The organism is Rhizobium ruizarguesonis, assembly GCF_012349115.1.
GTDB classification, from domain to species: Bacteria; Pseudomonadota; Alphaproteobacteria; order Rhizobiales; family Rhizobiaceae; genus Rhizobium; species Rhizobium ruizarguesonis.
This window is the reverse complement of sequence record NZ_PQIG01000068.1, coordinates 61,707-83,769: the sequence shown is the minus strand read 5'-3', so window position 1 is coordinate 83,769 and position 22,063 is coordinate 61,707. Positions and strand designations below refer to the sequence as shown.

Below are 22,063 nucleotides of genomic sequence, written 5' to 3'. Positions count from 1 at the left end.
CCCTTTACTGATGACCTCCGGCCAAAGGCCGGTCGCTTCCTTCCCCCAGGCGCGCGGCACGCAGCGCGTCCTCCGTGTCGCCAAAGAACTTTCCGGCTCCGATGCCGTCGACGACGCCGGCGCGGCCAAGCAGCTCCGTGACCTCGGCGTTCAGGTGAGCGACGCCGAAGACGATGCCCCGCCCGGAGAGGTTTGCCCGCACGGCATCAAGTGCTGCGGCCCCGGTGCTGTCGATATGCGCAATGGCGCTGGCGTCGAGGATGAACCAGCGTGTTTCGGCCGGCAGGCCGTCAGCGACGGTGCGCAACCGGATCCGGACATAATCGGCGTTGTAAAACAGCAGATTGCCCTGGACGAGACATATGGCGATGCCCGGAATGCCCCGGGCCTCCGGAAAGCGCTGCATGTCGTAGAAGCCATCGCGTCCGGCAATGCGGCCGAGAAGCGTGTCTTTCGGAAACATCGTCTTGCGCAGGAGATAGATCAGGGTTGCGGCGATCGCGACGATGACGCCGTTCAGGACTCCGAAGCTGATGGCTCCGAACATGGCGATCAAGGCGAAGACGAACTCCGCGCGGCTGATGTGCCATATCTTTCTCAACTCGCTGACGTCGATCAGGCTGATTGCGGCTGCCGCCAGGATCGCCGCCAGGGCAGGGATCGGCAGGATGCGCAGGGCGCCATTCAAGAACAGCAGCGTCGCCATCAGGGTCACGGCGGAAACGAGACCGGCTGCCTGCGATCTGCCGCCGACTGCAAGATTGATCGCTGTACGCGAGTCGGACACGGCGATGGGAAATGAACCAAACAGGCCGGGGGCGATGTTCGCCGCGCCTAGCCCGATCAGTTCCTGGTTGGCGTCGACCTCCTCGCCGGAGCGCGCGCCGAAGCTTCGTGCAGAGACGATGCTCGAGCCAAAACTGATCAGAAAGACGGCTGCCGACCCAAGGACGATCCTGTCCATGGGCATTTGAGAGAATGCATGGAGGGAGAATGACGGCAGCCCGGTGGGGAGATCGCCAACGACGCGGATGCCTGCGGCTTCAAAGTTGAAGATGGCGGAGAGAATGACGGAAACGACGACGACGACGACGGGTCCCGGTACAGGCAGCCGTGTGGCTTTCACGATCCACAACAGTGCGAACATGGCGAGACCGAACAGCAATGTCGGCCAATGGATCAAGGCACTCTTGCGAATGATCTCGGCAATCGGCGGCAGGAGTCCGTCGGACTCGATACGCACTCCGGTAAAGCGGCCGATCTGCCCGACAAGGATGGAGATGGATACGCCGGCAAAGAAGCCGACCAGAATCGGGCGGGATAGAAAGCTTGCGAGGACGCCCAGCCGCAGCAGCCGTGCTGCAAAATAGAAGGCTCCGACGCCGAGCGCCAGGGCAGACGCGATCGCAACCGGATCGGCTGATGTGCCGGCAGGTTGCGCGGCGATGACAGTTCCTATGACCGCCGCGAGAACCGCCATGGTCCCGGCGTCCGACCCGACCACCAATAGCCGCGACGGCCCGAACAGAGCGTAGGCAACGGGCGCGACGATACTCGCATATATCCCGGTTTCCGGGGGGAGGCCGGCGATGGCGGGATAAGCGATCGCACTCGGCAGGCCGACAGCTGCAATCGACAGCCCCGCAGGAATATCGCTTCGCAGCCAGTCCGCGCGAAATCCCTCCAGGCCCCTGAATATCGGCATATGAAAACTTTGAAGCATGCCACTCCCCCCGGAAATTCATTCATCTGCTGAAGCGAACTCAGGCTACCGGTGGGTAGCCTCCGATCGCTCCAGACTGGGCGCAGATTGGGCTTTGACGAAGATGGTCTTGCCAAGCAGCATCAGCCGAAGGGTTGACCGCGGGCGCTGATGCGCCGGCCGAAACCATGGCTGACGAACCGCATAGTTGCGCAGCGGCCTAGCCGACTGGTGCCTCCCAATTCAGGAAGAAGCCGATGTCGCCCGGCATGCCGCCTGGAAAACTGATGACCATCGCTTTCAGCTTGTAGCCGTGAGGCCGGGCGACTTCGCCGAAAAGATCATATATTTCCTTGGCTTTTCCTTGAAGCGTCGTCGGCCACTCTGGCCGGGCACTGTTGATCGCGCGGCCGCTATCCGTGCAGAAGCTCGACGGAAAGCTATAGACCATGGCCTCGGATTTGCCGTCGGCGGCTGCCTTCATGACGACGCGCCTGATAATGTCACGTTCCTTGTCGCCGACGTGTTTGCGGAAGAAGTCATCGACGAACTCCGCGTGTTTTTTTGCTTCACGCGCTTTGACTTTGTCATCACGCTGCATTTCTACCAGCTGCAGTTCCAAAGCTTTCTGTCTCAATTCTTCCGCGCTAAGCATCTGAGCATTTGACTTTTCACTTTCAGCCATAACGTTGCCTCCCAGTGGCCGAAGGCCAAGACCGAAAACTACAGCATCGATAAGTCAAACTAGACAGTATGATACTGTAGGTTCTGGTAACCTACGGCCTGGCCGATATTTTAGCCGTCAGCCGCGCCCTTGCGGTGACTGATAATTGGCGTGCCATATCGCCTTCAAAGGAGGCAGTGGTCCATGCCCGTGACTTCGTGATCAAGCGGCCCGCGGTCGATTTTAGCCAGCGCGCTGAACTCCGCTTCTGTAAGCGTGTTACTGTAACATACGTCCCAGATCAGCCCCGCGACTACGCTTGGAGCTGTCTTTGCTATAAATTTGGAGCAAAAGACGGCTTGGCCGATGTTTAGCTATCAATCCTTCTCCGCTCGGAGGAGGATGCGGCACGAGCGAAGATACAATAGTCGACAGCCTACACACCATGTCTGACCGCAAGGAGGATTTGAGATGGCTAGACCTCACGCATTGTTACTCGCCACGGGCTTGTTCCTGCCTTTTGCAGGCTTCCCGTTTTCGCCACATCCGACGCCGATCGCCGCCGCGCAGGAGCCGACCGCTTCCAGTCCCGCCGCGGCGGCGGAAGACGACGCGCCGGCGCCGCTGAGTGAGGACGAACTCGAAATCCTGGTGGCGCGGATTGCACTTTATCCGGACGAACTGGTCGCGCTTGTCACATCGGCGTCGCTCTATCCGCTGCAGGTCGTGGAAGCAGCCCGGTTTCTCGAAACCTTGAAGAAGCAGCCCGAACTCAAGCCGAAGACGACGTGGGACGGCAGCATCGTATCGCTGCTGAACTATCCCCAGATCGTCACGATGATGAGCGAGGATCTGGACTGGACGCAGTCGCTCGGAGAGGCGCTCTCCGTCCAGCAGAAGGACGTTCTGATCGCCATACAGCAACTGCGCGACAAAGCGGTCGCCGACGGCATCATCAAGACCGACGACAAGATCAAGGTCAGCCAGGAGAACGACAACGTCGTGATCGTCTCCGCCAGTCCTGAGAAGATCTACGTTCCGCATTACGCGCCGGAGATGCTGTATGAACCAAACTATGCGGCTGAGCCTATCGGTTACTATTCAGAGCCGTATCCGAACTACTACTATCCGACCGCCACCTTTTTTGCGGGCGTGGTGACGGGAGCGGTGTGGGCCGCTGCCGTCGACTGGAACCGCTGGGGCGTATGGGGCGGGCGCTGGAACGGCAACGTCGATATCGACTGCAACAATTGCCTCAACAACATCAACGGCAAAGTGAATATCAACGACGTCGACTGGAAGAATGTCGATCGCAGCAAGATCGGGTTCGACGGCGCACAGTTCGACAAGATGGACCGCAGCTCCTTCCGGAGCAGTATCGAGGCGAATCCCGGCAACAGGGTCGGAGCTAGAGGCAACGACCGTGCGAACACGATCCGCGACCAGCCAGGCAAAATCAGTGTCAACGACGTCCGCAAGAGCAAGATCGATGCGGACAGGATCAGTGCTGCCCGCAACAAGGCAGGCAATACGGGAGCGGCTCCTGGAGGCGGGAAGGCAGCGCAGGCCGCGCAGAACCGCAGGCCCGACGCGAGGACGACGAACAGAGCTGGCGAAAAGGCAAGGTCCGGGGGCAACGCCAAACGTCCGGTCGCAAAGGCGAAGCCAGCGGCCCGGGTCGACAACCGGCCCAGAAAGCCATCAGCCCTCGGTCAGGTCGACAGCGGCAGGCGCGCGCAGATGCAGTCCAACCGCGGCAGACAGGCCATGGCCGGGAGCAATCGCGGCGGCGGTAGAGAAATGCGCGGCGGTGGCGGCGGCCGCGGTGGCGGTGGCGGTGGCCGCGGTGGCGGTGGCGGTGGCCGCGGCGGCGGTCGTCGGTGACCGAAAGAAGGAGGAAAGTCATGACCAAGTCAGTCAGAAACATGCTTCTGGGTTCTGTGTTCGCTCTTGCGGCTCTCGCCACCAATCCGGTTCCGACATCTGCGGCAGAGCCATCCGATGCGACCGTCATCTCGGGCTTCGCTTCGCAGAGCGATCCCCCGGAATTCGAGACGCCGGAACAAGCCGTCGACGCCTTCAAGGCGGCCTTGTCGGCTGATGATTTCGACAAGTTCGCGGCGCTGCTGGGAATTGATGCGGCGAAAGCGAAGGCAGGCGAAGGCGTGATGGACACCTACGCGCAGATCCGGGACGGCACGAAGAAGAAGATCGTCGTGAAGGACGTCGATGGCCGCAAGATCATTGAGATCGGCGACAAATTATGGCCTCTGCCATTTCCGATCGCGAAGGGCGACGATGGCAAATGGGGCTTCGACACCTATGCCGGGTTCGAGGAGATCATCGATCGTCGCGTCGGCGAGAACGAATTGCAGACCATCGACACGATGCGGGCCTATGTCGACGCCCAAAAGGAATATTCTTCCGCCGACCACGACGATGACGGCGTCCTGGAATATGCCCAGAAACTGATCAGCAGCGACGGCAAAACTGACGGTCTCTACTGGTCGCCTGATCTGGGCGAGGGTGACAGCCCGGCGGGCAACGCCCTCGAAGACAATGCGGCGCTTGATAAAGCGAAGGCCGGCGAGGGCTATTACGGCTATCGCTACAGGATTATCGAAAGCCAGGGGCCGAACATCGCGGGCGGAAAGTTCGATTACGTGATCAACGGCAACATGATCGCAGGATTCGCACTGATCGCCTGGCCGATCCGATATGGCGAAACCGGCGTGCACACGTTCGAAGTGAATGCTAACGGCACGGTCTACCAGGCCGATCTCGGTCGGGAGACCGAAAAAATAGCCGCTGGCATCAGGAGCTTCAACCCGGATGACAACTGGGAAGTGACTGAAGATTGAACACGGTCGCTCGTGTTTGGAACCAAGTCCGCTCCACGTCGTTGCCGCTTCGTATCTGACAATGATGCAAAGGAGGAAACGATGATTTCCGCAGAGCAGATCCGTGAACATATGGAAGTTCGGGCTGCCGACGGCACCCATGTCGGCACAGTCGATCATCTCGACGGCCCCACGCGCATCAAGCTGACGAAGACCGACTCGGGGGATGGCAAGCACCACTTGATCCCGCTCGATTGGGTCGACCACGTGGACGCCCACGTCCACCTGTCGAAGAACGCCAGGGATGTCCGAAGCCAGTGGGCCACCATCAACTGACAGCCAGGAGGCCGCGGCTTGCCGCAGCCTCCTTGGAACAGGATGATTAGAGCATGGTGTCGTCCGAAAACCGCTCACACTTTTCGGCATCATGCTCTTAAAGGAGCCTGCCATGTCGAAGCAATTGAAGAGGGGCGATGAGGTCAGCTGGAATACCAGCCAGGGAAAGACCGAGGGCAGGGTGGTCAAAAAGCAGAGCAGTCCGACGAAGATCAAAGGCTATAGCGTGAAGGCATCGAAGGCCGAGCCGCAATATATCGTCGAGAGCGACACGTCGGGAAAGCGTGCCGCCCACAAACCTGGCGAGCTTAAGAAGCTTTGACGCCGGCGGCCGTCCTGTTCGAGCAAAGGAGATCGATATGCCAGCCAAGTCCAAGGCCCAGCAGAAGGCGGCAGGTGCCGCACTTTCGGCCAAGCGTGGCGAGACGCCCAAGAGCGAACTCAAAGGCGCCTCGAAACAAATGGTCGAATCCATGAGCGAGAAACAGCTTGAGGAGTTCGCATCGACCAAGACCAAGGGTAAGCCCCAGCACGTCTCGAAATGAGAGATGTCGAACTGCCGGCGTGCAACCGCAAACCTTATGTCGTCATCGACTTCATGGAGAAGTCCGCCACGTCATGCGTGTTGGAAAGCGCGTTCACGATCGCGCGCGCCGACGCGTCAGGGTCGTTGGCGAGCCATCGCAGCTCGAACGTCACCTCGGCGCTGCCATCGGCCGTTCGTTGGAGTGACAGGAAGCCTACATGGCATGTGAGCGGGTTCAGAACTTCCGATAGCTCCGGGATATTGCCGTTCGAGGCGCGGACGACAAGCGTTGCCTTCTGTTCGCAGCGCAGCCATGTGTCCAGCCGCTTCAACGGCGACAGGACGACAAAGCCAATCGCCGTCGCCACGATGCCGGTCAGGATCTGACCGCCCCCGAAACAGAGGCCCACCACCGTCATGAACCACAAGGTCGCCGCCGTCGTGACCCCGGTCAGCATATCGCCGCGTTTCAGGATCGCTCCGCCGCCGATGAAGCCCACGCCCGTCAGGACGCCGAGCGGAAAGCGCAGCACGTCCATCTGCGTGAACGAGCCGGGCGTCTTTCCGTATACCGACAGAAGAAGGTTTGCCTGGATCATCGCCAGACAGGCGGCAAGCGCCACCAGGATCGTGGTCCTGAAGCCTGCCGCGTGACCGCCGCGCTCGCGATCAAGGCCGATGAGGCCGCCGGCAACCAATGTCAGCGTGATACGCGTGCCGATATCCCACCAAGTTGGCGTCAGCGGCATGGCATCCGTCAGGAACGAAGGCATGTTTTGGTCCAGACTTTGTCCTGGCCCTCTCGCTGCTCGCCGGGCATTTGCTCCTCCTAGGCCGCGTTTAGCAGAGTGTATCCGATGCGCCACGGCGCACCGTCGTATAAACGCCATGCGGCGCAGGACGTTCCTAACGCTCGCAAGCTGGAGGCGTGACAGGAAAAGCGGCCGTCGATGGCCTCGATTGGCGGTTCGTCTGCAGTCGGTGTATGGTTCCAACAGAGGTCTGGGCAATAGCCCATCAGCTACGAGACCGCATCACGCTAAAACGGAGTCCGAGATTGGCCGTCGCTTTCACCAAGGAAGAGAGTTTCGAAACCGCTTCGGAAACGCTGCTGCCCGATCGTCCGATTTCGGCGCATCCGAACATTGTCACGCAAGCGGGGTTGAACGCTCTGGAGCTGCACTTCCAGCAGGCCCGCGAGGCCTATGATGCGGCGAGCACCATCGACGACGTGAACGAACGGCGGCGGCAGACAGCCAATCCCTTGCGTGATCTTCGCTATTTAGCGGCAAGACTTCGCACTGCCCAGCTCATGCCTGACCCTACGTCAATCGACATCGTCGCCTTCGGCAGCACGGTGACTTTCCGCCGTGACGACGGGCGCGTGCAGACCTATCGTATCGTCGGAGAGGACGAAGCCGATCCCAAGGCCGGATCGATATCCTACGTTTCCCCGGTGGCGCGGTTGCTGATGGGCAAGGCTGTCGGCGATGTGGTGGAGACAGGCGGCCAGGAACTAGAAATCATCGCCATCGCATAGGAGAGCGCTATTCGCGTAGCCTTCCTCATTATTTTAGTACCGTTTGGTACTTTATTTACCGAACCTTTACCATCCGTGGCTAGAACGATGACATTCCATCATCGAAAGTCATGCTCATGGTCAGCGCAATTTCCAGTTCTGCATCCACCATTTTGAGTTCAGCCGCTACAACCTCGTCTTCCAGTTCGTCGGATCAGCTTGCCTCTCTCGAGGCACAGCTTACCGAAAAGAAGGCAGCCCTGTCGGAAACCCAGGACGAGCAAGAGAAGGCCACGATCGAAAAATCTATCGATACGCTGGAGGCGAAGATCGCCAAGCTCGAAGCGAGCGAGAGCAGCCAAACTCAGGCGTCTGCTGCATCGAAGCCTGCCGGTGACGCTCCGAAAGAACTTTCCGGCGAAAGCGAGCGTATCGGCACGACGAATTTTGACGAGACCAGCGAGTTCGGCGGCCGCACGGCTTACGTCTGATAAAAGCGACCCGGTCACCGGGATGATGCTGCATTTTTGAGTGATGCATCAAAGATGGCGCTGGGCCACGGTGACGACCTCGCGCGTCAGATCCGCCAAGCGGTCGGCGGCGAGGCGATTTATCTGCCAGTAGAGCGGGACATCGAGCGGCGTGTCGGGCACCAGCTCGACCAGCCGTCCGGATGCAAGGTGCTCGCGGGTCAGCTGTGTCGGGTTCATTCCCCATCCCATGCCCGAAAGGCTCGCTTCGACGAAGCTCTGCGGCGACGGCAGCCAGTGGGTGGGATAATCGAGATCGCGTCCGAACGTTCGCCTGATCCAACTGCTCTGCAGCCTGTCCTTCTGATTGAAGGTCAGCGCCGGAGCGTTGCGGATCGCCTCTGATGTCACGCCCTGTGGAAAATGACGCGCGACGAAATCGGGCGTTGCCGTGGCGTGGTAACGCAGAACCCCAAGGGCAAAACGCCGACATCCGCGGACCGGCTTTTCCAGGCTGGTGACGGCTGCGATCACCCGCCCGCGCTGCAGCCATACGGCGGTGTGGTCCTGATCGTCGACGGCGATATTCAGCAGATAGGAAGAGCTCCTGGCGAAATTCGACATAGCCTCGACGAACCACGTCCCGAGGCTGTCGGCATTCGTCGCGATTTGAAGCGTGACCCTTTGGCGGGGTTCGTCGGGATCGACGAGAGCCGGCAGCTGCCCGAAGAGTTCGGCTTCGAGCATGCCGACATTCTCCATATGGCGGCAGAGCCATTCTCCCTTTTCCGTCGCCGTGCACGGCGTGCCCCTGACGATGAGGACGACGCCGAGACGCTCCTCGAGCTGCTTCACGCGCTGGGAAATGGCCGAAGGCGTCACGTTCAGCGCGGTCGCGGCTCTTTCGAAGCTGCCTGTCTGGACAATGGTTGCAACTGCGCGAAGAGCGGGATAGTCGAGCATGGATTAGTTTCGCTTAATCAGAGTAAGTCAAATTAATTAGCCTAATTCCCGCAATGGGGATAGCGCAACCTCACCGAAATGGGGCGTTGGCCGAAGCGATGAATTTTTCGATCTATGGAACCGGCCTGCTGATGGGCCTCAGCCTGATTGTCGCCATCGGCGCGCAGAACGCCTTCATCCTCCGCCAGGGCTTGCGCAACGAACATGTCTTCGCCGTCTGCCTCGCATGCGCGGTATCGGATGCCGCGTTGATCGTGCTGGGCGTGACCAGCCTCCAGCAAATCGCCAGGTTCATGCCCTGGCTCGATCCTGTCATGCGCTACGGCGGAGCCGTATTTCTGGTCTGGTACGGGGCAAGAAGCCTCTATTCCGCCTTGCGGTCGTCCGCCGCTCTCACGGCTGGGGAAGCCAAAACGTCGAGCTTCCGGCAGACGCTCGCGACTTGCCTCGCGCTCACCTGGCTCAATCCGCACGTTTATCTCGACACGGTCGTGCTGCTCGGCACGATATCCACCCGATATCCGGGAGAGCAGGCTTCTTTTGCGGCAGGGGCGGTGACGGGTTCCTTCCTGTTTTTCTTTTCGCTCGGATATGGCGCTACACGGCTGCGGCCGATCTTCTCGAAACCCTCATCCTGGCGCGTGCTGGAAACGCTCGTCGCTTTCACGATGTGGATCATCGCCTTCAAACTGCTGGGCGGGATGTGATCGCCGTTCGACCGGTTTATCATCCGCTGCAGCGCAGGTCGAGCGGCGACGTTGCGAGTTGACCGGCATCGATCTGCCCAGATTATGAGCGGATTCAAAGGGATGAAGCGTCTCTACCGCGTCCCATCGCACGCGCGGCGCTTCGGGACGGTCAACTCTAGCTCGCGCTGGCAATCTGCCAGCAGATGTGGCGGAAAGCGCCTTAACTCCCGGAGCGCATGCTCATGGTTGGCATCCCTGCGCCTCTGCGCCTTGAATGCGGAAAGGGCCTGTACGATATTCCAGATGCTTGTTTGAGACATGTCGGGCCTCCTTGGCTGCATTTAGCTGCCGACACGCGAAATATCGGGTTCAATTGACATTCAATCAAACAAAATGATATGGGGTTATAAATCAGAAAAATTGAAAGATGCGACGATGAGCATACCCTTTCGCCGTCCCATTCCGCTGCTCGACAACGATGTATTGCGCACCTTTGTTGCCATCGCCGAGACGGGCAATTTTTCGACCGCAGCCGAGGCGGTCTTCCGCACGCCGTCGGCGGTGTCGATGCAGATCAAGAAGCTTGAAGAACAACTGGGGGCAACGCTGTTTCTGCGCGACGCCCGCTCGGTATCGCTGACGCGCCACGGCGAGATGTTGCTGTCCTATGCCCGCAACATCCTGGCGCTGTCCAACGAGGCGGTGTCGCGGTTCATCATGCCGGAGCTCAGCGGCGTCGTGCGGCTCGGCGCGCCGGAGGACATCGGCGAACGGCTGCTGCCGAGCATTCTGAAGAGTTTCGCCGAGAGCTATCCCGGCATCATGGTCGACGTGACCATCGATATGAGCATGGGGCTGAAGAAGCGCATGGAGGAGCAGCGGCTCGACCTGGCCTTGATCAACTGTGCGACACGGCCGTTCCCGACTGGCGGTGAGGTCGTGTTCCGCGAGCGGCTGGTCTGGGCCGGCGCCAAGTGCGGTTCGGCGCATCGCCGTGATCCCCTGCCGATCTCGATCTGGGAGGATGGCTGCATCTGGCGCCAGGAAGCACTCTCGCAACTTGAACGCAACAAGCGCCATTACCGCGTCGCCTATCTCAGCGGCCACACGATGGCGCAGCGCGCCGCCGTGCTTTCCGATCTCGCCATCGCGCCGCTGCCGCTGTCCTATGTCAACGAGGACATGGCGATCCTCGGGCCTCAGGAAGGGCTGCCGGAACTCGGCGCCTTCGACATCCGCCTGCTGACCGCCTCGCAGGTGTCGGGGCCGATCGAGACGGTGGCCGATAGCATTCGCGGCGCCTTTGCCGAGAGAGCGAAGGCGGTCGCCGCCTGAGGCGCCCACTTAGCCAGTGAACCTTTTGGTTTGTCGCGCGTTATCGGCGCGGACGGCAATTGTCGCCGTTCGGGGTTGATTTCAAACAAGGATATCCGAGATGACGACAACGGCCAAAATTGCCGCAGCCTTGATGGTTCTTCTTGCCCTTTCCTCCTGCGGCAACACGATCCGCGGTATAGGAAAAGATACGGCAAATACTGTAAACGCCACGCAGGATGCCGGCCGCTCGGTCGACCGTGCCGCGAAGAAGTAACGACGGTTCAAATTCCTTCCGGGATTGGCAGATTAGGTGCTGACCGGGGTCGGATCATCCTAACGGATGACCGGGGGATAAATCTTTTCCAGCCCGCCGGATCGGTCGAGACCGGTCCGGAAGGCCTGGTAGGCGGGATGCTGGCTGGAGCGGGCGGTTTCCATCAGTCGGATCTGTAACCGGTCCGGCGCCTGGGTTCCGAGCCAAATTCCCAGATTTTCGAGCTTCAGCGAGTTGAGGAAACGCGATCCGGCGGCAAGATCGAGATGGCGGCGCAGTCCGTCGAGCAGGTTGTCGTCCTGGGCGGCATTTTCCATCAGCAGCGCCAAATACGACTTGTCGGTCTCCGAAAGCGCGGCGAGCTTTTCCGCAACGGTATCGCGGTCGGGAAAGGGAACATTGCCTGTCATCGAATCGTCCATGCTAGCTCGTGTCTTGTCGTTATAAGCTCGCCTTGACCTTCTCGGCTACATCGACTGGCACCCATTTGGTCCACAGACCCTCGTAATTGCGAAGGAAATAGATTGCGGCATCCTCGTTGCTTTCGCGGTTTTCGTCCTGCCAGGCGAGCACCTGGTTGATCGTCTTGTTGTCCCATTTGCGGGTCTTGAGATAGGTCGTGACAGGTCCGGCGCGGCTGGCGAAGGACCGGGTCATCAGCGTGAAGGCGCGCGAGACCGGATAGGAATTGACCTCGGGCCTGGCGCAGCCGGCAACGGCGGTGCAGCGGTCCCATTCGCTCTTGTTGTGGCCGACGCCGAAGCTCAGGCGCGTCATGTCATATTTGCCGAGGATGGCGGTCGGCGCCCAGTAATAACCGAGCCAGCCCACCTTGTTTTCGAAGGCGTGGGCAATCGAGGCATCAAGCTGTTCGGGGCTGCCGGTTTCGACAAGCTCGAAGCTCTTCTTGTCGGCGGCAAGCGCCTTGAACAGGTTGGTGGTTGATATCTGGCAGCTCCAGTCGGCGGGACAGTTGTAAACTGCGCCCTTCGACGGGCCGTCCTCGGCGGGGAAGAGTTCGGGATGTTTCAGCGCGCCTTCGACCGAGCGGATGTCGGGGTGGGCGTCGGCGATGAATTTCGGGATCCACCAGCCCTCGACGGCGCCGTCAGCCAGGATTTCGGCCCCCTGCACCAACCGGCCGCTGTTGACGGCTTGATCGAGCAGGGCCCTGACGGAATTAATCCAGTATTCCGAGGCGATGTCGGGGGTACCTTTCTCATTCATCGAGGCGAAGGTCGGCAGGGTGTCGCCATCGACAATGGTGACGGAACAGCCGTATCCCTTTTCCAGGATGATCTTGTCGAAGCTCGCCGCAATGCCTGCCGAGGCCCATTTCATTTCGGCGATCGAAACACTGCCGCATTCGGCGGCTTCAGCCAGCTCGACGGTAGAAAGAGCCGCGGCAAAGACGGCCGGAATCAGAAGCGTCTTCATCGTCATTCCCCGAATTCTTCTTAGGCGGACGCGCAGGCTCTGAAATCAACCGACAAATATCTTCGGCACCCGAAGGGAAAACGCCTGCCGGGCGATACAGCAACAGGCTTTCCGGTTCACGGGCACCGTCCGTCCTTGCGGCTCCGGCAACTCATCGCAGGCCATGTTCAACAATGGCGCATTGTGATGGAGCCTACGCGTTCGCTCGCAGAAATCAACCATCTTCTGCTCATGGTTGCGTGACTAAATTATTGAATTCGAAGAATTTATGTGAGGATCCCAAAAATCGACCTCGGACGAAATGCACGCTCTTCGCGATCGGCGGTGGATCTTCGGCAGAAATTTCGACGAGAATATCAAAAAAGATCAAAATTAACATTTGCGTAAGCCTTCAATAACTCTCCGGTAAGAATGTGCCGTTATCAGTTGGGGCGTGGCAGCAATGACCGCCGCTTCTCCGGTTCAGGTAGTGCGTACCGGAGAAAGCGAGCTTCGCCGTGTAAGGGCGAAGACGCCTGAGTTTTCGGCAAACCGCGCAGAGCCAAGGCCATGCGCGGTTTTCGCGTTTGCGCGGGAACTTGCCCAAGCCAAGTCTTGGCCCGGGCCAAGCTTGACCCGAGGTTGCCGCCCATTGTAGGCCTCGCCTGAACGAGAAGCGGATGTGAGCCACCATGGCAAGAGCGATCATGCTGCAGGGAACCGGCTCGGATGTCGGCAAGACGGTTCTGGTTGCGGGCCTTTGCCGGTTGGTGGCCAATCGCGGGCTGACTGTCCGGCCGTTCAAGCCACAGAACATGTCGAACAATGCGGCGGTCGCCGATGATGGCGGCGAGATCGGTCGCGCGCAGTGGCTGCAGTCGCTGGCCGCGCGCGCGCCATCCTCGGTGCACATGAACCCGGTGCTGCTCAAGCCGCAATCGGAAAATGGCAGCCAGATCATCGTGCAGGGCAAGGTGTTCGGACAGGCGACAGGACGGGACTACCAGCGGCTGAAGCCTCAGTTACTCGGCGCCGTGCTCGAAAGTTTCGAGAAAGTGGCTGCGGGTGCCGACCTCGTGATCGTCGAGGGCGCCGGATCGCCGGCCGAGATCAATCTCAGGGCCGGCGATATCGCCAATATGGGCTTTGCGACGCGGGCCGGCGTGCCGGTCGTGCTTGTCGGCGATATCGACCGCGGCGGCGTCATCGCTTCGCTGGTCGGCACGCATGCGATCCTCGACAGTGCCGACCGGGCGATGATCTCGGGCTATATCATCAACAAGTTCCGTGGCGACGTCTCGTTGTTTGACGACGGTATCCGCGCCATCGAAGGTTTTACCGACTGGCCGTGTTTCGGCATCGTGCCGTGGCTGAGGGGTGCTGCGCACCTGCCGGCCGAGGATTCGGTCGTGCTCGAACGGCTGGCGAGGGGCGGGACGGGTGCGCTGAAGATCGCCGTGCCGGTGCTGCCGCGCATCGCCAATTTCGATGATCTCGATCCGCTGCGCGCCGAGCCCGATGTCGAGCTGGTCTTCGTAAGGTCCGGCGAACGCCTGCCTGAGGATGCGGCGCTCACTATCCTTCCCGGCTCGAAATCGACCATATCGGATCTCGACAATTTCAGGGCTCAGGGCTGGGACCGCGATCTCCAGGCGCATGTCAGGCGCGGAGGCCGAGTGATCGGCATCTGCGGCGGCTACCAGATGCTCGGCCGCATGGTGCGCGACCCGCTCGGCATCGAGGGCGGGACGCTGGAGACGCCGGGGCTTGGGCTTCTCGATGTCGAAACCGACATGGCGCCGGAGAAGACCGTGCGCAACAGCGCTGCCCGCTCGACCGAATATGACGCGCCGCTTGCCGGCTACCAGATCCATCTTGGCATCACCCGCGGCCCGGATTGCGATCGGCCTTCGGCGATCATCGATGGAGCACCTGACGGTGCGCTTTCGGCCGACGGCCGGATCATGGGCACCTACCTGCACGGGCTGTTTGCCAGCGACGCCTACCGCGCCCGTCTGCTTCAAAGCTTCGGGCTCTCAGGCGAAGGCGGAAACTACCGCGAAAGCGTCGACCGGGCGCTTGACGAGGTCGCGAACGGCCTGGAGAAACATCTCGATCCGCGCTGGCTTGCCGGGCTGCTCGGCTAGAGCGGTTCAGCTCTTCAGGAAAGCGCAGAACGGTTCCAAGATGTTGCGATATGGCGCACGCCTGACAGAGGCGAAGCCTGCCCTCGACGCGTCCGAGCGCGGATAATATCGCCGTTGAAGTCATCGATGCGGACGTTCCGTCTGGGTATGGAACGTTTTCGGGCGGCGGCTGTTGAATCGTCGGCTTTTGCGAAGAGGCTTATCCCTGCCTCAAAAACTGCGCCGCACGACTATCCCGATAGTCGGCCTCAAATCGCAAAGGCCAAGGGCGAATTGATCTGACGCGAGGCGAGCCGATGAAAATGTTAATGATGATCATCGTCGGAGCAATGATAGCGTCTGTCCTAGGCATCCTGGTAATCAAGCCATTCGATCGAGGCGGCAATAAGAGCGATACGCCGCCGCCAGTCATCCAACAGCCGGAGCCGAAGTGACCGCACTGCAGGTCAAATCTATCGGGGAACTTGCGCCCATCGGCTGCCATTCGCTCTTGCCAAATTAGTTGACTGAGTCCATTAATTGTGGCGCGGACGATTGAGAGCGATGAAACCATGAGCATATTGGAGAGATTTTCACTGGCGGGTCAGGTGGCGCTAGTGACTGGCGGCGGCCGAGGTCTGGGTTTCGAGATGGCGAGCGCCCTTGCCGAGGCCGGTGCGCATGTCATCGTCACCGGGCGCACGACGGCGACGCTAGAAGATGCCGTCAGGACCATCCGGGCTGCGGGCGGCACGGCGGAGGCGGCCGTGTTCGATATCGCCGACCGCGGGGCCCAGCGTGCTGTGATGGCCGAGATCGACAAGATCCACGGCCGTCTTGATATTCTGATCAACAATGTCGGCGCCCGCGACAGGCGGCCGCTGGCCGAATTCGACGATGAGGCCGTCTTAGAGCTGCTGCGCACCGATCTGGCCGCGGCGATAACGCTTTCGCGGGACGCCAGCGTGCTGATGAAGCGGCGCAATTATGGCCGCTTGATCGCTGTGACGTCGATCAGCGGCCATGTCGTCATGCCCGGCGACTGCGTTTATCCGGCCGCCAAGCAGGGTCTGACCGGCCTGATGCGCGCCATGGCGGTCGAATTCGGCCCGCACGGCATCACCAGCAACGCGATTGCGCCCGGCTGGTTCGCCACCGAGACGAACGCCGCGATGGCGGCGAACGAGGAGTTGATGCCCTTCGTGCGCCAGCGAATCCCAGTCCAGCGCTGGGGACGCCCTGACGAAATCGCCGGCGCGGCGCTGTTTCTCGCAAGCGCCGCCGCCTCCTTCGTCAACGGCCATGTGCTGACGGTCGACGGTGGCATGACGGTCACGATGTAAGCGGAGATGCCCTGAGGCGCCGTGCCGCCGGCGCGCCTTTTCGCCTCTTCCGCCGATCGGCCGAAGCTTGATGTCGAGATGTTACGTGCGCCTGACAGGTGGGCTGAGTTCGCGTACGAGCTGCTGCAGGCTGCGCTGGTCTTCCGCTCCCGTCTTGTCGTAGATGGCGGCCAGTTGCGATTTGACGGTGCCGTCGGCAACGCCCTGTGCATTTGCGATCTCGGATCGCGTCATGCCTTCGGACACGTAGCCGACCACGCGCCGTTCGGCAGGCGTGAGAGCAAAAAGGGCTGCAACGGCCTCGACGGCCGACTGGATCACCGTTCCCGCCGCGGCGAGGAAGATCGCCGCAGCCGCCCGGCTTTCGAAGCGCCCCCTTTCCGTGCGCCGCTGCAACGGCAGAACGTGAGCGACGGCGGGACGCTCGGCCGAGGCAAGCGGAACATCGATGCCGGCGGCCGCGAGACTGATTTCGTCGCGCGCGCCAAGCGCCACGGCGTTGGAAAGGGCGGCGCCTGCATATCCGTAGCGAGCGGCCAGCCGGCCTGAAAGCGAGTGGACCACGTGCTGCTCGCGCAGCCGTGCTTCAGCGGCATGGTTGGCAAAGAGGATCGTCATGTCTTCGGCGACGATGAAGACCGCATGGTCGAGAGCGTCGATGACCTCCCTAAGGACGGCGGCTTCGGCACGCTCCATCTCGAACATGTCGTGGATCGTCACGGCACGGCGGATATGCGGGCCGAGCAGACCGACGATGTCGAAGACGCGTCGTTCGCTCGGTTCGTATTGCACCGAAATGTTGATCGTCCCGACACGGGTCGGGCGTTTCAGCACGGCCATGTCGATCGAGTTTAAAACCCCATACCTGGCATGAAAGTTCTGATATAGCGCACCGCTTTTCCAGACGGCTTCGCCATCGGGTCCGTAGAGGGAAAACATCCGCTCCAGCGTATCCGGCTGATCGATCTCCATTCGGTGGAGAAGATGGAAGAACGGGACGTCCTTCGCATGCGCCACGAGGGTGCGGACGGCCTCTCCGTCGTCGCAGGCGATCTGGGCCAGACGTGCGGAACGGGTGGTGGTGTCGAAGACGGCAAGCGTGGTTAGAAAACCATTCACCTGACCATTGATCAGACGAAGAGCGCTCGGCCAGGCATCCTCCCGGGCCACGCAATCGTAAATAGCGCCGATAATTTCCGACAGCTGCTGTTCCATGATCTCAATCCTGCATCAGCCCGGCCTGCGCGGTCAATTGTTGCCGGCCATGGCGCCTTCATTTCCGGGATTTGCGGGAGATTTCATCCCCCACGCGGGAGATGTTTCATCGCGCGGATTTTTTACAACGCACTGCCGGCCGGAATCCAATCGGCTTGGACAACCAGAAATTGGAGGGCAATCTTCATGAAAGCGACAAAAGCGCCAATCACGGCGCTTCTCATTATGGCAGTTCTTCCGGCTGCAGCGCTCGGCGCCGGCCTGCCGGAACAGGTCCGGGAGGCCAATGCGCGATTCCGTGACGTCAACCAGGCCGTCAAGGAAGGCTATTCGCCGATCCCATGCACCAGCGGCATAGATGGAGGTGCAATGGGCATCCACTATGTCAGTGCCGACCTCATCAAGGATGAGGCCATTGATCTCTCCAAGCCGGAGGCCGTGATGTACGAGCCTGACGAACACGGCAAGATGAAACTCGTCGCTGTCGAATACATCACGACGAAAGGTCCCGCCAACCTCGGCGGCCAGCTGTTCAGTTTCACGAACGCACCGAACCGCTATGGCCTTCCGGCTTTCTACGAGCTGCACGTCTGGGCATGGAAGAACAATCCGAAGGGACCGTTCGCCGACATGAACCCTGACGTTAGCTGCCGGCATGCGCACGGTTGATGAGCGCTGGTCACTCAAAGCATCATGAAAGGATAAAACAATGCCGCAATTCGTTGTCGAACGAAACATTCCAGGTCTTGGGGACATGGACAAGGAAACCCTGCGCGAGATCTCGGCGAAATCCAACGCCGTCGTGGCCTCCCTCGGCGAACCCTATACCTGGATCACCAGCTATGTGACCGGGGACAAGATGTACTGTGTTCATGAGGCCGAGAGCGCCGAAGCGGTCTATCGGCACGCGGAAAAGGGTGGTTTTCCGGCGGACCGCGTGACGGAGATCACCACGCTCATCGGCCCTCATTCGGCCGCGCGTTAAGGCCGCGTTCGATAGGGCGCGCCAACCACGCTCTGTCGCTTTTCAATCCGCGCATAGCCCTTTCACCAAACCGATCTCGATTTCGAGGTCTGCGCTTGGGGCGCGGGAGCCGGCCGGCGGACGAGGCGCCGACCGGCTCACAGGGCGCACCGATTTTTGTGATCGGCGCACGACTTCACAGGGACGATCATGAACGAGAAGCTCTTGTCAGGCGCGTTCGAACTGCGGCTGCGCAAAGCGGTGCTGCGGCTGTTTTCTCCGGCTCGTAACCTCATGCTGTGGCGACGACGGCGATCGGTGGAAAATCGGCTTGGCGCGTTGTCGGACCACATGCTGAAGGACATTGCGGTGTCGAGAGGCGAGATCCCGTTCGTCGCCTCGCGAGACGGAGACTGGAACAGATTCCGCTAACCGAGCAGCCCTTCAGATATCGAAGTGAAGCCGAACGGTGGAGGAAAAGCGCTGGCGCTCCCCGTTGTCATCTGTAGATTCCGCATCGCTTCCATTCGCCCAGGAGTGGTATAACGATGCGAAGCAGTCTAATGAATGGGATGCGCGATGTTGCACTCTTGGCGCTTATCTGCGGCTCTCGATCCTATGCGGAGGTTCGGATATTAGCAATCATATTCAGTGGCTTATAGAAGAAGGAATCACAGCGGAGCATATTGGCGAGCTAATAGCCGGATTGTGCGATCGTCTGATCGCGGATGGTTTTCCGATTTGGCGAGGAAGCATCTCGATGCCGTCTATTCATCCGATGTATGGGGGTGTCTCGGCCAATTTCGTGCGCGGCGGTGCGACCACGATCGAGAATGCCGAATATGGCACTGCGGGAGTGCTGAATTTCGAGAAGACCCCGATCTATTTTCTTTTGGGCCGTGGCGAAACGTCAGGTCGATGGAACATTGCCAAGGGCGAGGGTGTCGATGACTACCCGCAGCTTGCGGAATTCGCGCATGGCGGCGGCACGGATCACCTGGTCAGCCTGCTGGAGTTCCCGAAGGAGGCTGCGCTGCGCGGGGTCAGTCTGTCTCTCACAAGCGACAGGCCGGGCGGATTTTCTGATGATCAATTGGCGATCGTCGCGAAGCTTTTCCCAGCGCTGGGGCTGGCTTGTTATCGTATTGCGGCATCGAAAACCGCATCGGATATCCTTGCCGTCTATACAGGCGCCAAGACAAGTGCACGCATCCTTGCAGGCGATATTCAGAGGGGAAAGGGAGGGGCGATCAATGCTGCGATCCTGCTTGCGGACCTGAGAAACTTCACGGCGTTGACCGAGGTTTATCAGCCGGGCGAAATAGCCGGGTTTCTGAATGAACATTTCGAGCTGATCGGCTGGCATGTCGAGGAAAATTCGGGCGAGATCCTCAAGTTCATGGGCGATAGCGTGCTGGCGATCTTTCCGACCGATGCTGAAGATCCGCAAAAGGCCTGCATGGCCGCACTGGCCTCCGCAAGGAATATTCTAGAAGCCAACAAGGTGCTGAATGATCAGCGGAGGAATGATGGAGGTCCTGACATCGGCGTCGATGTCGTGCTGCATCTCGGCGAGGTCTTCTACGGAAATATTGGCGCACGCGGCAGGCTTGATTTCACGGTTATCGGCAGCGCCGTCAACGAGGCTTCGCGCCTCGAAAAACTCTGCAGCACGCTCGGTCATCACCTTCTGATGTCGGAAAGCTTCGCGCGGACCTCTGCCGTTGCCAGCGAATGTCTGGGATCCTTCGAATTGCGCGGGGTTTCGAAAGCGGTAAACGTGTTCAAGCTCGCCGATGCGGTATCCTGAAGCGTCGATCCGGTCGGCGCGATGACGGATCAGATCTCACCTGAGACCTCACGGCGGCGGCGGTCGAGTTCTTCGCTGTAGCGGCGCAGCGTATAGCTTTCGCTGAGTTGGCCGATCACCTTGCGTTCGATGAGGTTGTTGACGACGGCGAGTGCTTCGCTTTCGCTCTTGTCGAAGATCGCGGCCGCCTGCCTTGCATTCATCTGCGGCTGCAGGAAATCGTTGCGGTAGTGGATGAAATCGGCAAGCGTCTTGCCCTCGTCCTGCGCATCGGTCGGGTTGGCGTAAATCTCAGGCACGAGCACGAGGCCCGCATATTTGTCGCTCTCCTCGACCAGGATGACGCGCTGGGTCGAGCCGATTGGGAAGGCCTGCTTGAATTCCTCCAGAGAGATGCCCGCCCTTGCCGTCTTGACGTCGGCGCGCATCAGCTTGTCGACGGTCAGATTGCGGATCCAGCCGACATCATGCGCGCTGCGGATGCTTTCGCCGCGCAGATGAAAGCGCCATGTGGCAAAGGAGTAGCCGAAGGTCGAGCGCACGACGAGCGAGGAGGTGATGACGGCAGCGAGCACCAGCGCCGTGATCGGAAAATCGCCGGTGATTTCGAGCGCCAGGAACGTCATGGTCAGCGGCCCGCCGATGACGGCCACGGCAAGCGAACTCATGCCGACAACGGCATAGATGACGGGCGTCAGCGTCGCATCGGCGAAATAGGGGCCGCAATAGGCAAAGAGCTTGCCGAGCAGGGCGCCCATGAACAGCGAGGCGAAGAATAGCCCACCCCTGAAGCCGGAGCCGATCGAGATCGCCGAGGCGAAGGATTTCAAGAGGAAGAGGCCGATCAGCGTCGGGATTGCCACCTCACGGGAAAGGTTGAGATGCAGCGCGCCGTGGCCGGCCGAGAGCACCTGCGGCGAGATCATCGCCAAGAGCCCGACGATGATGCCACCGAGTGCCGGGCGGAAGGGTGGGGCGATCGAACTCTTGCGCGCCAGTTCTTCGACAAAGGCGACGCCCTGCATGATCAGGATGCCGACGCCGGCGCAGAAAGCACCGAGCAGCAGCGCCGGGATATAATCGGCCGGCACGACCGAGCCAAAGCTGCCGATATCGATGGTGAAATCGCTGCCGGCGAGTAACCTTGCGATCAGGGTGGAGACAAGGGCGGAGACGACGACAGGCGTCAGCGAGACGATCGTATAGGTGCCGATGATCAGCTCGAAGGCATAGAAAGCACCGGTCAGCGGCGCGTTAAAGGCGGCGGCGATGGCGCCCGCCGCGCCGCAGCCAACGAGGGTGCGCAGGTCCGAGCGGCGAAGCTGCAGCTTCAGGCCGAATTTCGAGGCGAGGCCGGCGGCAAGCTGGGTATAGCCGGCCTCCAGGCCGACCGAGGCGCCGAAACCGTTGGAGATCAGGTTCTGCACGGCAACGATGATGCTGTCGGTCAGGGACAGGCGGCCGCCATGCAGCGCATTGGCCTCGATCGGGTCGACCATCGGCTTCTTGCGCCGTTTCGCCAGCACGAAAAGCAGCAGGCCGAGCAGGGCGCCGCCGATGACGGGGGCGGTGAGCAGCAGCATCTTGTTCTCGATCTCGGACGAGCTCAGTCGTTCGCTGTCGGCGATGCCGAAGACCAGCTGATGCAGCTCATTGGAGACGTAGCTCATGCCGGTGACGGCGAGACCCGAGATGATGCCGACGACGGCGCCCGCCAGCGACAGGCCGACCTCGCTACGGCGGGTCAGCGCCCGCAGGCGTCCCGGATCGAAGAAAACACGCAGCGCGCGGAAACGGCGCCGATCCAATTTCATAAGCATGGCAAGACAACTAGGCAGGGAGAGGCCCGGTCAAGGGCGAAGGCGCAGTCCGCTTGCGACGCAATTGCG

Annotated in this window: 25 protein-coding genes; 16 read left to right on the top strand and 9 right to left on the bottom strand. The window is 60.6% G+C overall.

Going from position 1 to position 22,063, the window contains the following annotated elements; genetic code table 11:
• Window positions 1-4: 4 nt before the first annotated feature.
• Complete coding sequence (locus tag C3Y91_RS11115; protein WP_027689132.1) at window positions 5-1,723, bottom strand: SulP family inorganic anion transporter; 1,719 nt, start codon at window positions 1,721-1,723, stop codon at window positions 5-7.
• 199 nt (window positions 1,724-1,922) lie between these two features.
• Window positions 1,923-2,387, bottom strand: a complete 465-nt coding sequence (locus tag C3Y91_RS11110; RefSeq protein WP_168575293.1) for a hypothetical protein — start codon at window positions 2,385-2,387, stop codon at window positions 1,923-1,925.
• 450 nt (window positions 2,388-2,837) lie between these two features.
• Between C3Y91_RS11110 and C3Y91_RS11105 the strand changes: the two genes are divergently transcribed.
• The 5 genes from C3Y91_RS11105 (at window position 2,838) to C3Y91_RS11085 (ending at window position 6,087) form a co-directional block, all read left to right on the top strand.
• Window positions 2,838-4,250, top strand: coding sequence for a DUF3300 domain-containing protein (locus tag C3Y91_RS11105; RefSeq protein ID WP_168575292.1), 1,413 nt, complete (start codon window positions 2,838-2,840; stop codon window positions 4,248-4,250).
• A 20-nt stretch (window positions 4,251-4,270) separates the two neighbouring features.
• Window positions 4,271-5,227, top strand: a complete 957-nt coding sequence (locus C3Y91_RS11100) for a DUF2950 domain-containing protein (RefSeq protein ID WP_024322112.1) — start codon at window positions 4,271-4,273, stop codon at window positions 5,225-5,227.
• An 81-nt stretch (window positions 5,228-5,308) separates the two neighbouring features.
• Window positions 5,309-5,542, top strand: a complete 234-nt coding sequence (locus C3Y91_RS11095) for a DUF2171 domain-containing protein (RefSeq protein ID WP_018074571.1) — start codon at window positions 5,309-5,311, stop codon at window positions 5,540-5,542.
• A gap of 112 nt (window positions 5,543-5,654) precedes the next feature.
• Window positions 5,655-5,864, top strand: coding sequence for a hypervirulence associated TUDOR domain-containing protein (locus tag C3Y91_RS11090; RefSeq protein ID WP_018074572.1), 210 nt, complete (start codon window positions 5,655-5,657; stop codon window positions 5,862-5,864).
• A 37-nt stretch (window positions 5,865-5,901) separates the two neighbouring features.
• The gene (locus C3Y91_RS11085; protein ID WP_018074573.1) at window positions 5,902-6,087 is read left to right on the top strand and encodes a DUF3008 family protein; all 186 of its coding nucleotides are present in this window, start codon (window positions 5,902-5,904) and stop codon (window positions 6,085-6,087) included.
• A gap of 34 nt (window positions 6,088-6,121) precedes the next feature.
• Here the strand turns inward: C3Y91_RS11085 and C3Y91_RS11080 are convergent, their stop codons facing one another.
• Entirely contained in the window at window positions 6,122-6,841 is a 720-nt protein-coding gene (locus C3Y91_RS11080) for an MgtC/SapB family protein (protein WP_024322111.1), read from the bottom strand.
• Window positions 6,842-7,125: 284 nt separating this feature from the next.
• Between C3Y91_RS11080 and greA the strand changes: the two genes are divergently transcribed.
• On the top strand, window positions 7,126-7,608 hold the full coding sequence (gene greA, locus C3Y91_RS11075; protein WP_130655729.1) for a transcription elongation factor GreA: 483 nt from the start codon (window positions 7,126-7,128) through the stop codon (window positions 7,606-7,608).
• 110 nt (window positions 7,609-7,718) lie between these two features.
• Window positions 7,719-8,078, top strand: a complete 360-nt coding sequence (locus C3Y91_RS11070) for a hypothetical protein (RefSeq protein ID WP_130664725.1) — start codon at window positions 7,719-7,721, stop codon at window positions 8,076-8,078.
• A gap of 48 nt (window positions 8,079-8,126) precedes the next feature.
• Here the strand turns inward: C3Y91_RS11070 and C3Y91_RS11065 are convergent, their stop codons facing one another.
• A complete protein-coding gene (locus C3Y91_RS11065) occupies window positions 8,127-9,020 on the bottom strand; it encodes a LysR family transcriptional regulator ArgP (protein ID WP_130655727.1) in 894 nt (297 codons plus the stop codon).
• 98 nt (window positions 9,021-9,118) lie between these two features.
• Between C3Y91_RS11065 and C3Y91_RS11060 the strand changes: the two genes are divergently transcribed.
• The gene (locus tag C3Y91_RS11060; protein WP_032996076.1) at window positions 9,119-9,727 is read left to right on the top strand and encodes a LysE/ArgO family amino acid transporter; all 609 of its coding nucleotides are present in this window, start codon (window positions 9,119-9,121) and stop codon (window positions 9,725-9,727) included.
• Between the two features lie 113 nt (window positions 9,728-9,840).
• Here the strand turns inward: C3Y91_RS11060 and C3Y91_RS37845 are convergent, their stop codons facing one another.
• Window positions 9,841-10,029 carry a hypothetical protein gene (locus tag C3Y91_RS37845; protein ID WP_018074579.1) on the bottom strand — a complete coding sequence of 63 codons (189 nt, stop codon included), beginning with the start codon at window positions 10,027-10,029 and terminating at the stop codon, window positions 9,841-9,843.
• A 73-nt stretch (window positions 10,030-10,102) separates the two neighbouring features.
• On the opposite strand from C3Y91_RS37845, the gene C3Y91_RS11050 reads away from it, so the two are divergent.
• Complete coding sequence (locus C3Y91_RS11050) at window positions 10,103-11,044, top strand: LysR family transcriptional regulator (RefSeq protein WP_018074580.1); 942 nt, start codon at window positions 10,103-10,105, stop codon at window positions 11,042-11,044.
• A gap of 100 nt (window positions 11,045-11,144) precedes the next feature.
• On the top strand, window positions 11,145-11,300 hold the full coding sequence (locus tag C3Y91_RS11045; protein ID WP_003540537.1) for an entericidin domain-containing protein: 156 nt from the start codon (window positions 11,145-11,147) through the stop codon (window positions 11,298-11,300).
• A 59-nt stretch (window positions 11,301-11,359) separates the two neighbouring features.
• On the opposite strand, the gene C3Y91_RS11040 is transcribed toward C3Y91_RS11045, so the two are convergent.
• Together C3Y91_RS11040 and C3Y91_RS11035 are read right to left on the bottom strand one after the other, a co-directional pair.
• Window positions 11,360-11,722, bottom strand: a complete 363-nt coding sequence (locus C3Y91_RS11040) for a hypothetical protein (protein WP_018074581.1) — start codon at window positions 11,720-11,722, stop codon at window positions 11,360-11,362.
• 19 nt (window positions 11,723-11,741) lie between these two features.
• Entirely contained in the window at window positions 11,742-12,743 is a 1,002-nt protein-coding gene (locus C3Y91_RS11035; RefSeq protein WP_174827005.1) for a glycine betaine ABC transporter substrate-binding protein, read from the bottom strand.
• Between the two features lie 665 nt (window positions 12,744-13,408).
• Here C3Y91_RS11035 and C3Y91_RS11030 point away from each other — a divergent pair.
• Entirely contained in the window at window positions 13,409-14,863 is a 1,455-nt protein-coding gene (locus tag C3Y91_RS11030) for a cobyric acid synthase (protein ID WP_018493051.1), read from the top strand.
• A 551-nt stretch (window positions 14,864-15,414) separates the two neighbouring features.
• Window positions 15,415-16,185 (top strand): SDR family oxidoreductase, encoded by a 771-nt coding sequence (locus C3Y91_RS11025; protein WP_018074585.1) that lies wholly within the window; start codon window positions 15,415-15,417, stop codon window positions 16,183-16,185.
• An 81-nt stretch (window positions 16,186-16,266) separates the two neighbouring features.
• On the opposite strand, the gene C3Y91_RS11020 is transcribed toward C3Y91_RS11025, so the two are convergent.
• Entirely contained in the window at window positions 16,267-17,400 is a 1,134-nt protein-coding gene (locus tag C3Y91_RS11020; RefSeq protein WP_130664723.1) for a helix-turn-helix transcriptional regulator, read from the bottom strand.
• Between the two features lie 186 nt (window positions 17,401-17,586).
• On the opposite strand from C3Y91_RS11020, the gene C3Y91_RS11015 reads away from it, so the two are divergent.
• The 4 genes from C3Y91_RS11015 (at window position 17,587) to C3Y91_RS11000 (ending at window position 20,174) form a co-directional block, all read left to right on the top strand.
• Window positions 17,587-18,069 (top strand): hypothetical protein, encoded by a 483-nt coding sequence (locus C3Y91_RS11015; RefSeq protein ID WP_024322104.1) that lies wholly within the window; start codon window positions 17,587-17,589, stop codon window positions 18,067-18,069.
• Between the two features lie 40 nt (window positions 18,070-18,109).
• Entirely contained in the window at window positions 18,110-18,385 is a 276-nt protein-coding gene (locus C3Y91_RS11010) for a DUF4242 domain-containing protein (RefSeq protein WP_018074588.1), read from the top strand.
• Window positions 18,386-18,574: 189 nt separating this feature from the next.
• Complete coding sequence (locus tag C3Y91_RS11005; protein ID WP_130664722.1) at window positions 18,575-18,796, top strand: DUF1127 domain-containing protein; 222 nt, start codon at window positions 18,575-18,577, stop codon at window positions 18,794-18,796.
• A gap of 169 nt (window positions 18,797-18,965) precedes the next feature.
• The gene (locus tag C3Y91_RS11000; RefSeq protein ID WP_318030350.1) at window positions 18,966-20,174 is read left to right on the top strand and encodes an adenylate/guanylate cyclase domain-containing protein; all 1,209 of its coding nucleotides are present in this window, start codon (window positions 18,966-18,968) and stop codon (window positions 20,172-20,174) included.
• Window positions 20,175-20,203: 29 nt separating this feature from the next.
• On the opposite strand, the gene C3Y91_RS10995 is transcribed toward C3Y91_RS11000, so the two are convergent.
• A complete protein-coding gene (locus C3Y91_RS10995) occupies window positions 20,204-21,994 on the bottom strand; it encodes a chloride channel protein (RefSeq protein WP_018074591.1) in 1,791 nt (596 codons plus the stop codon).
• Window positions 21,995-22,063 lie beyond the last annotated feature (69 nt).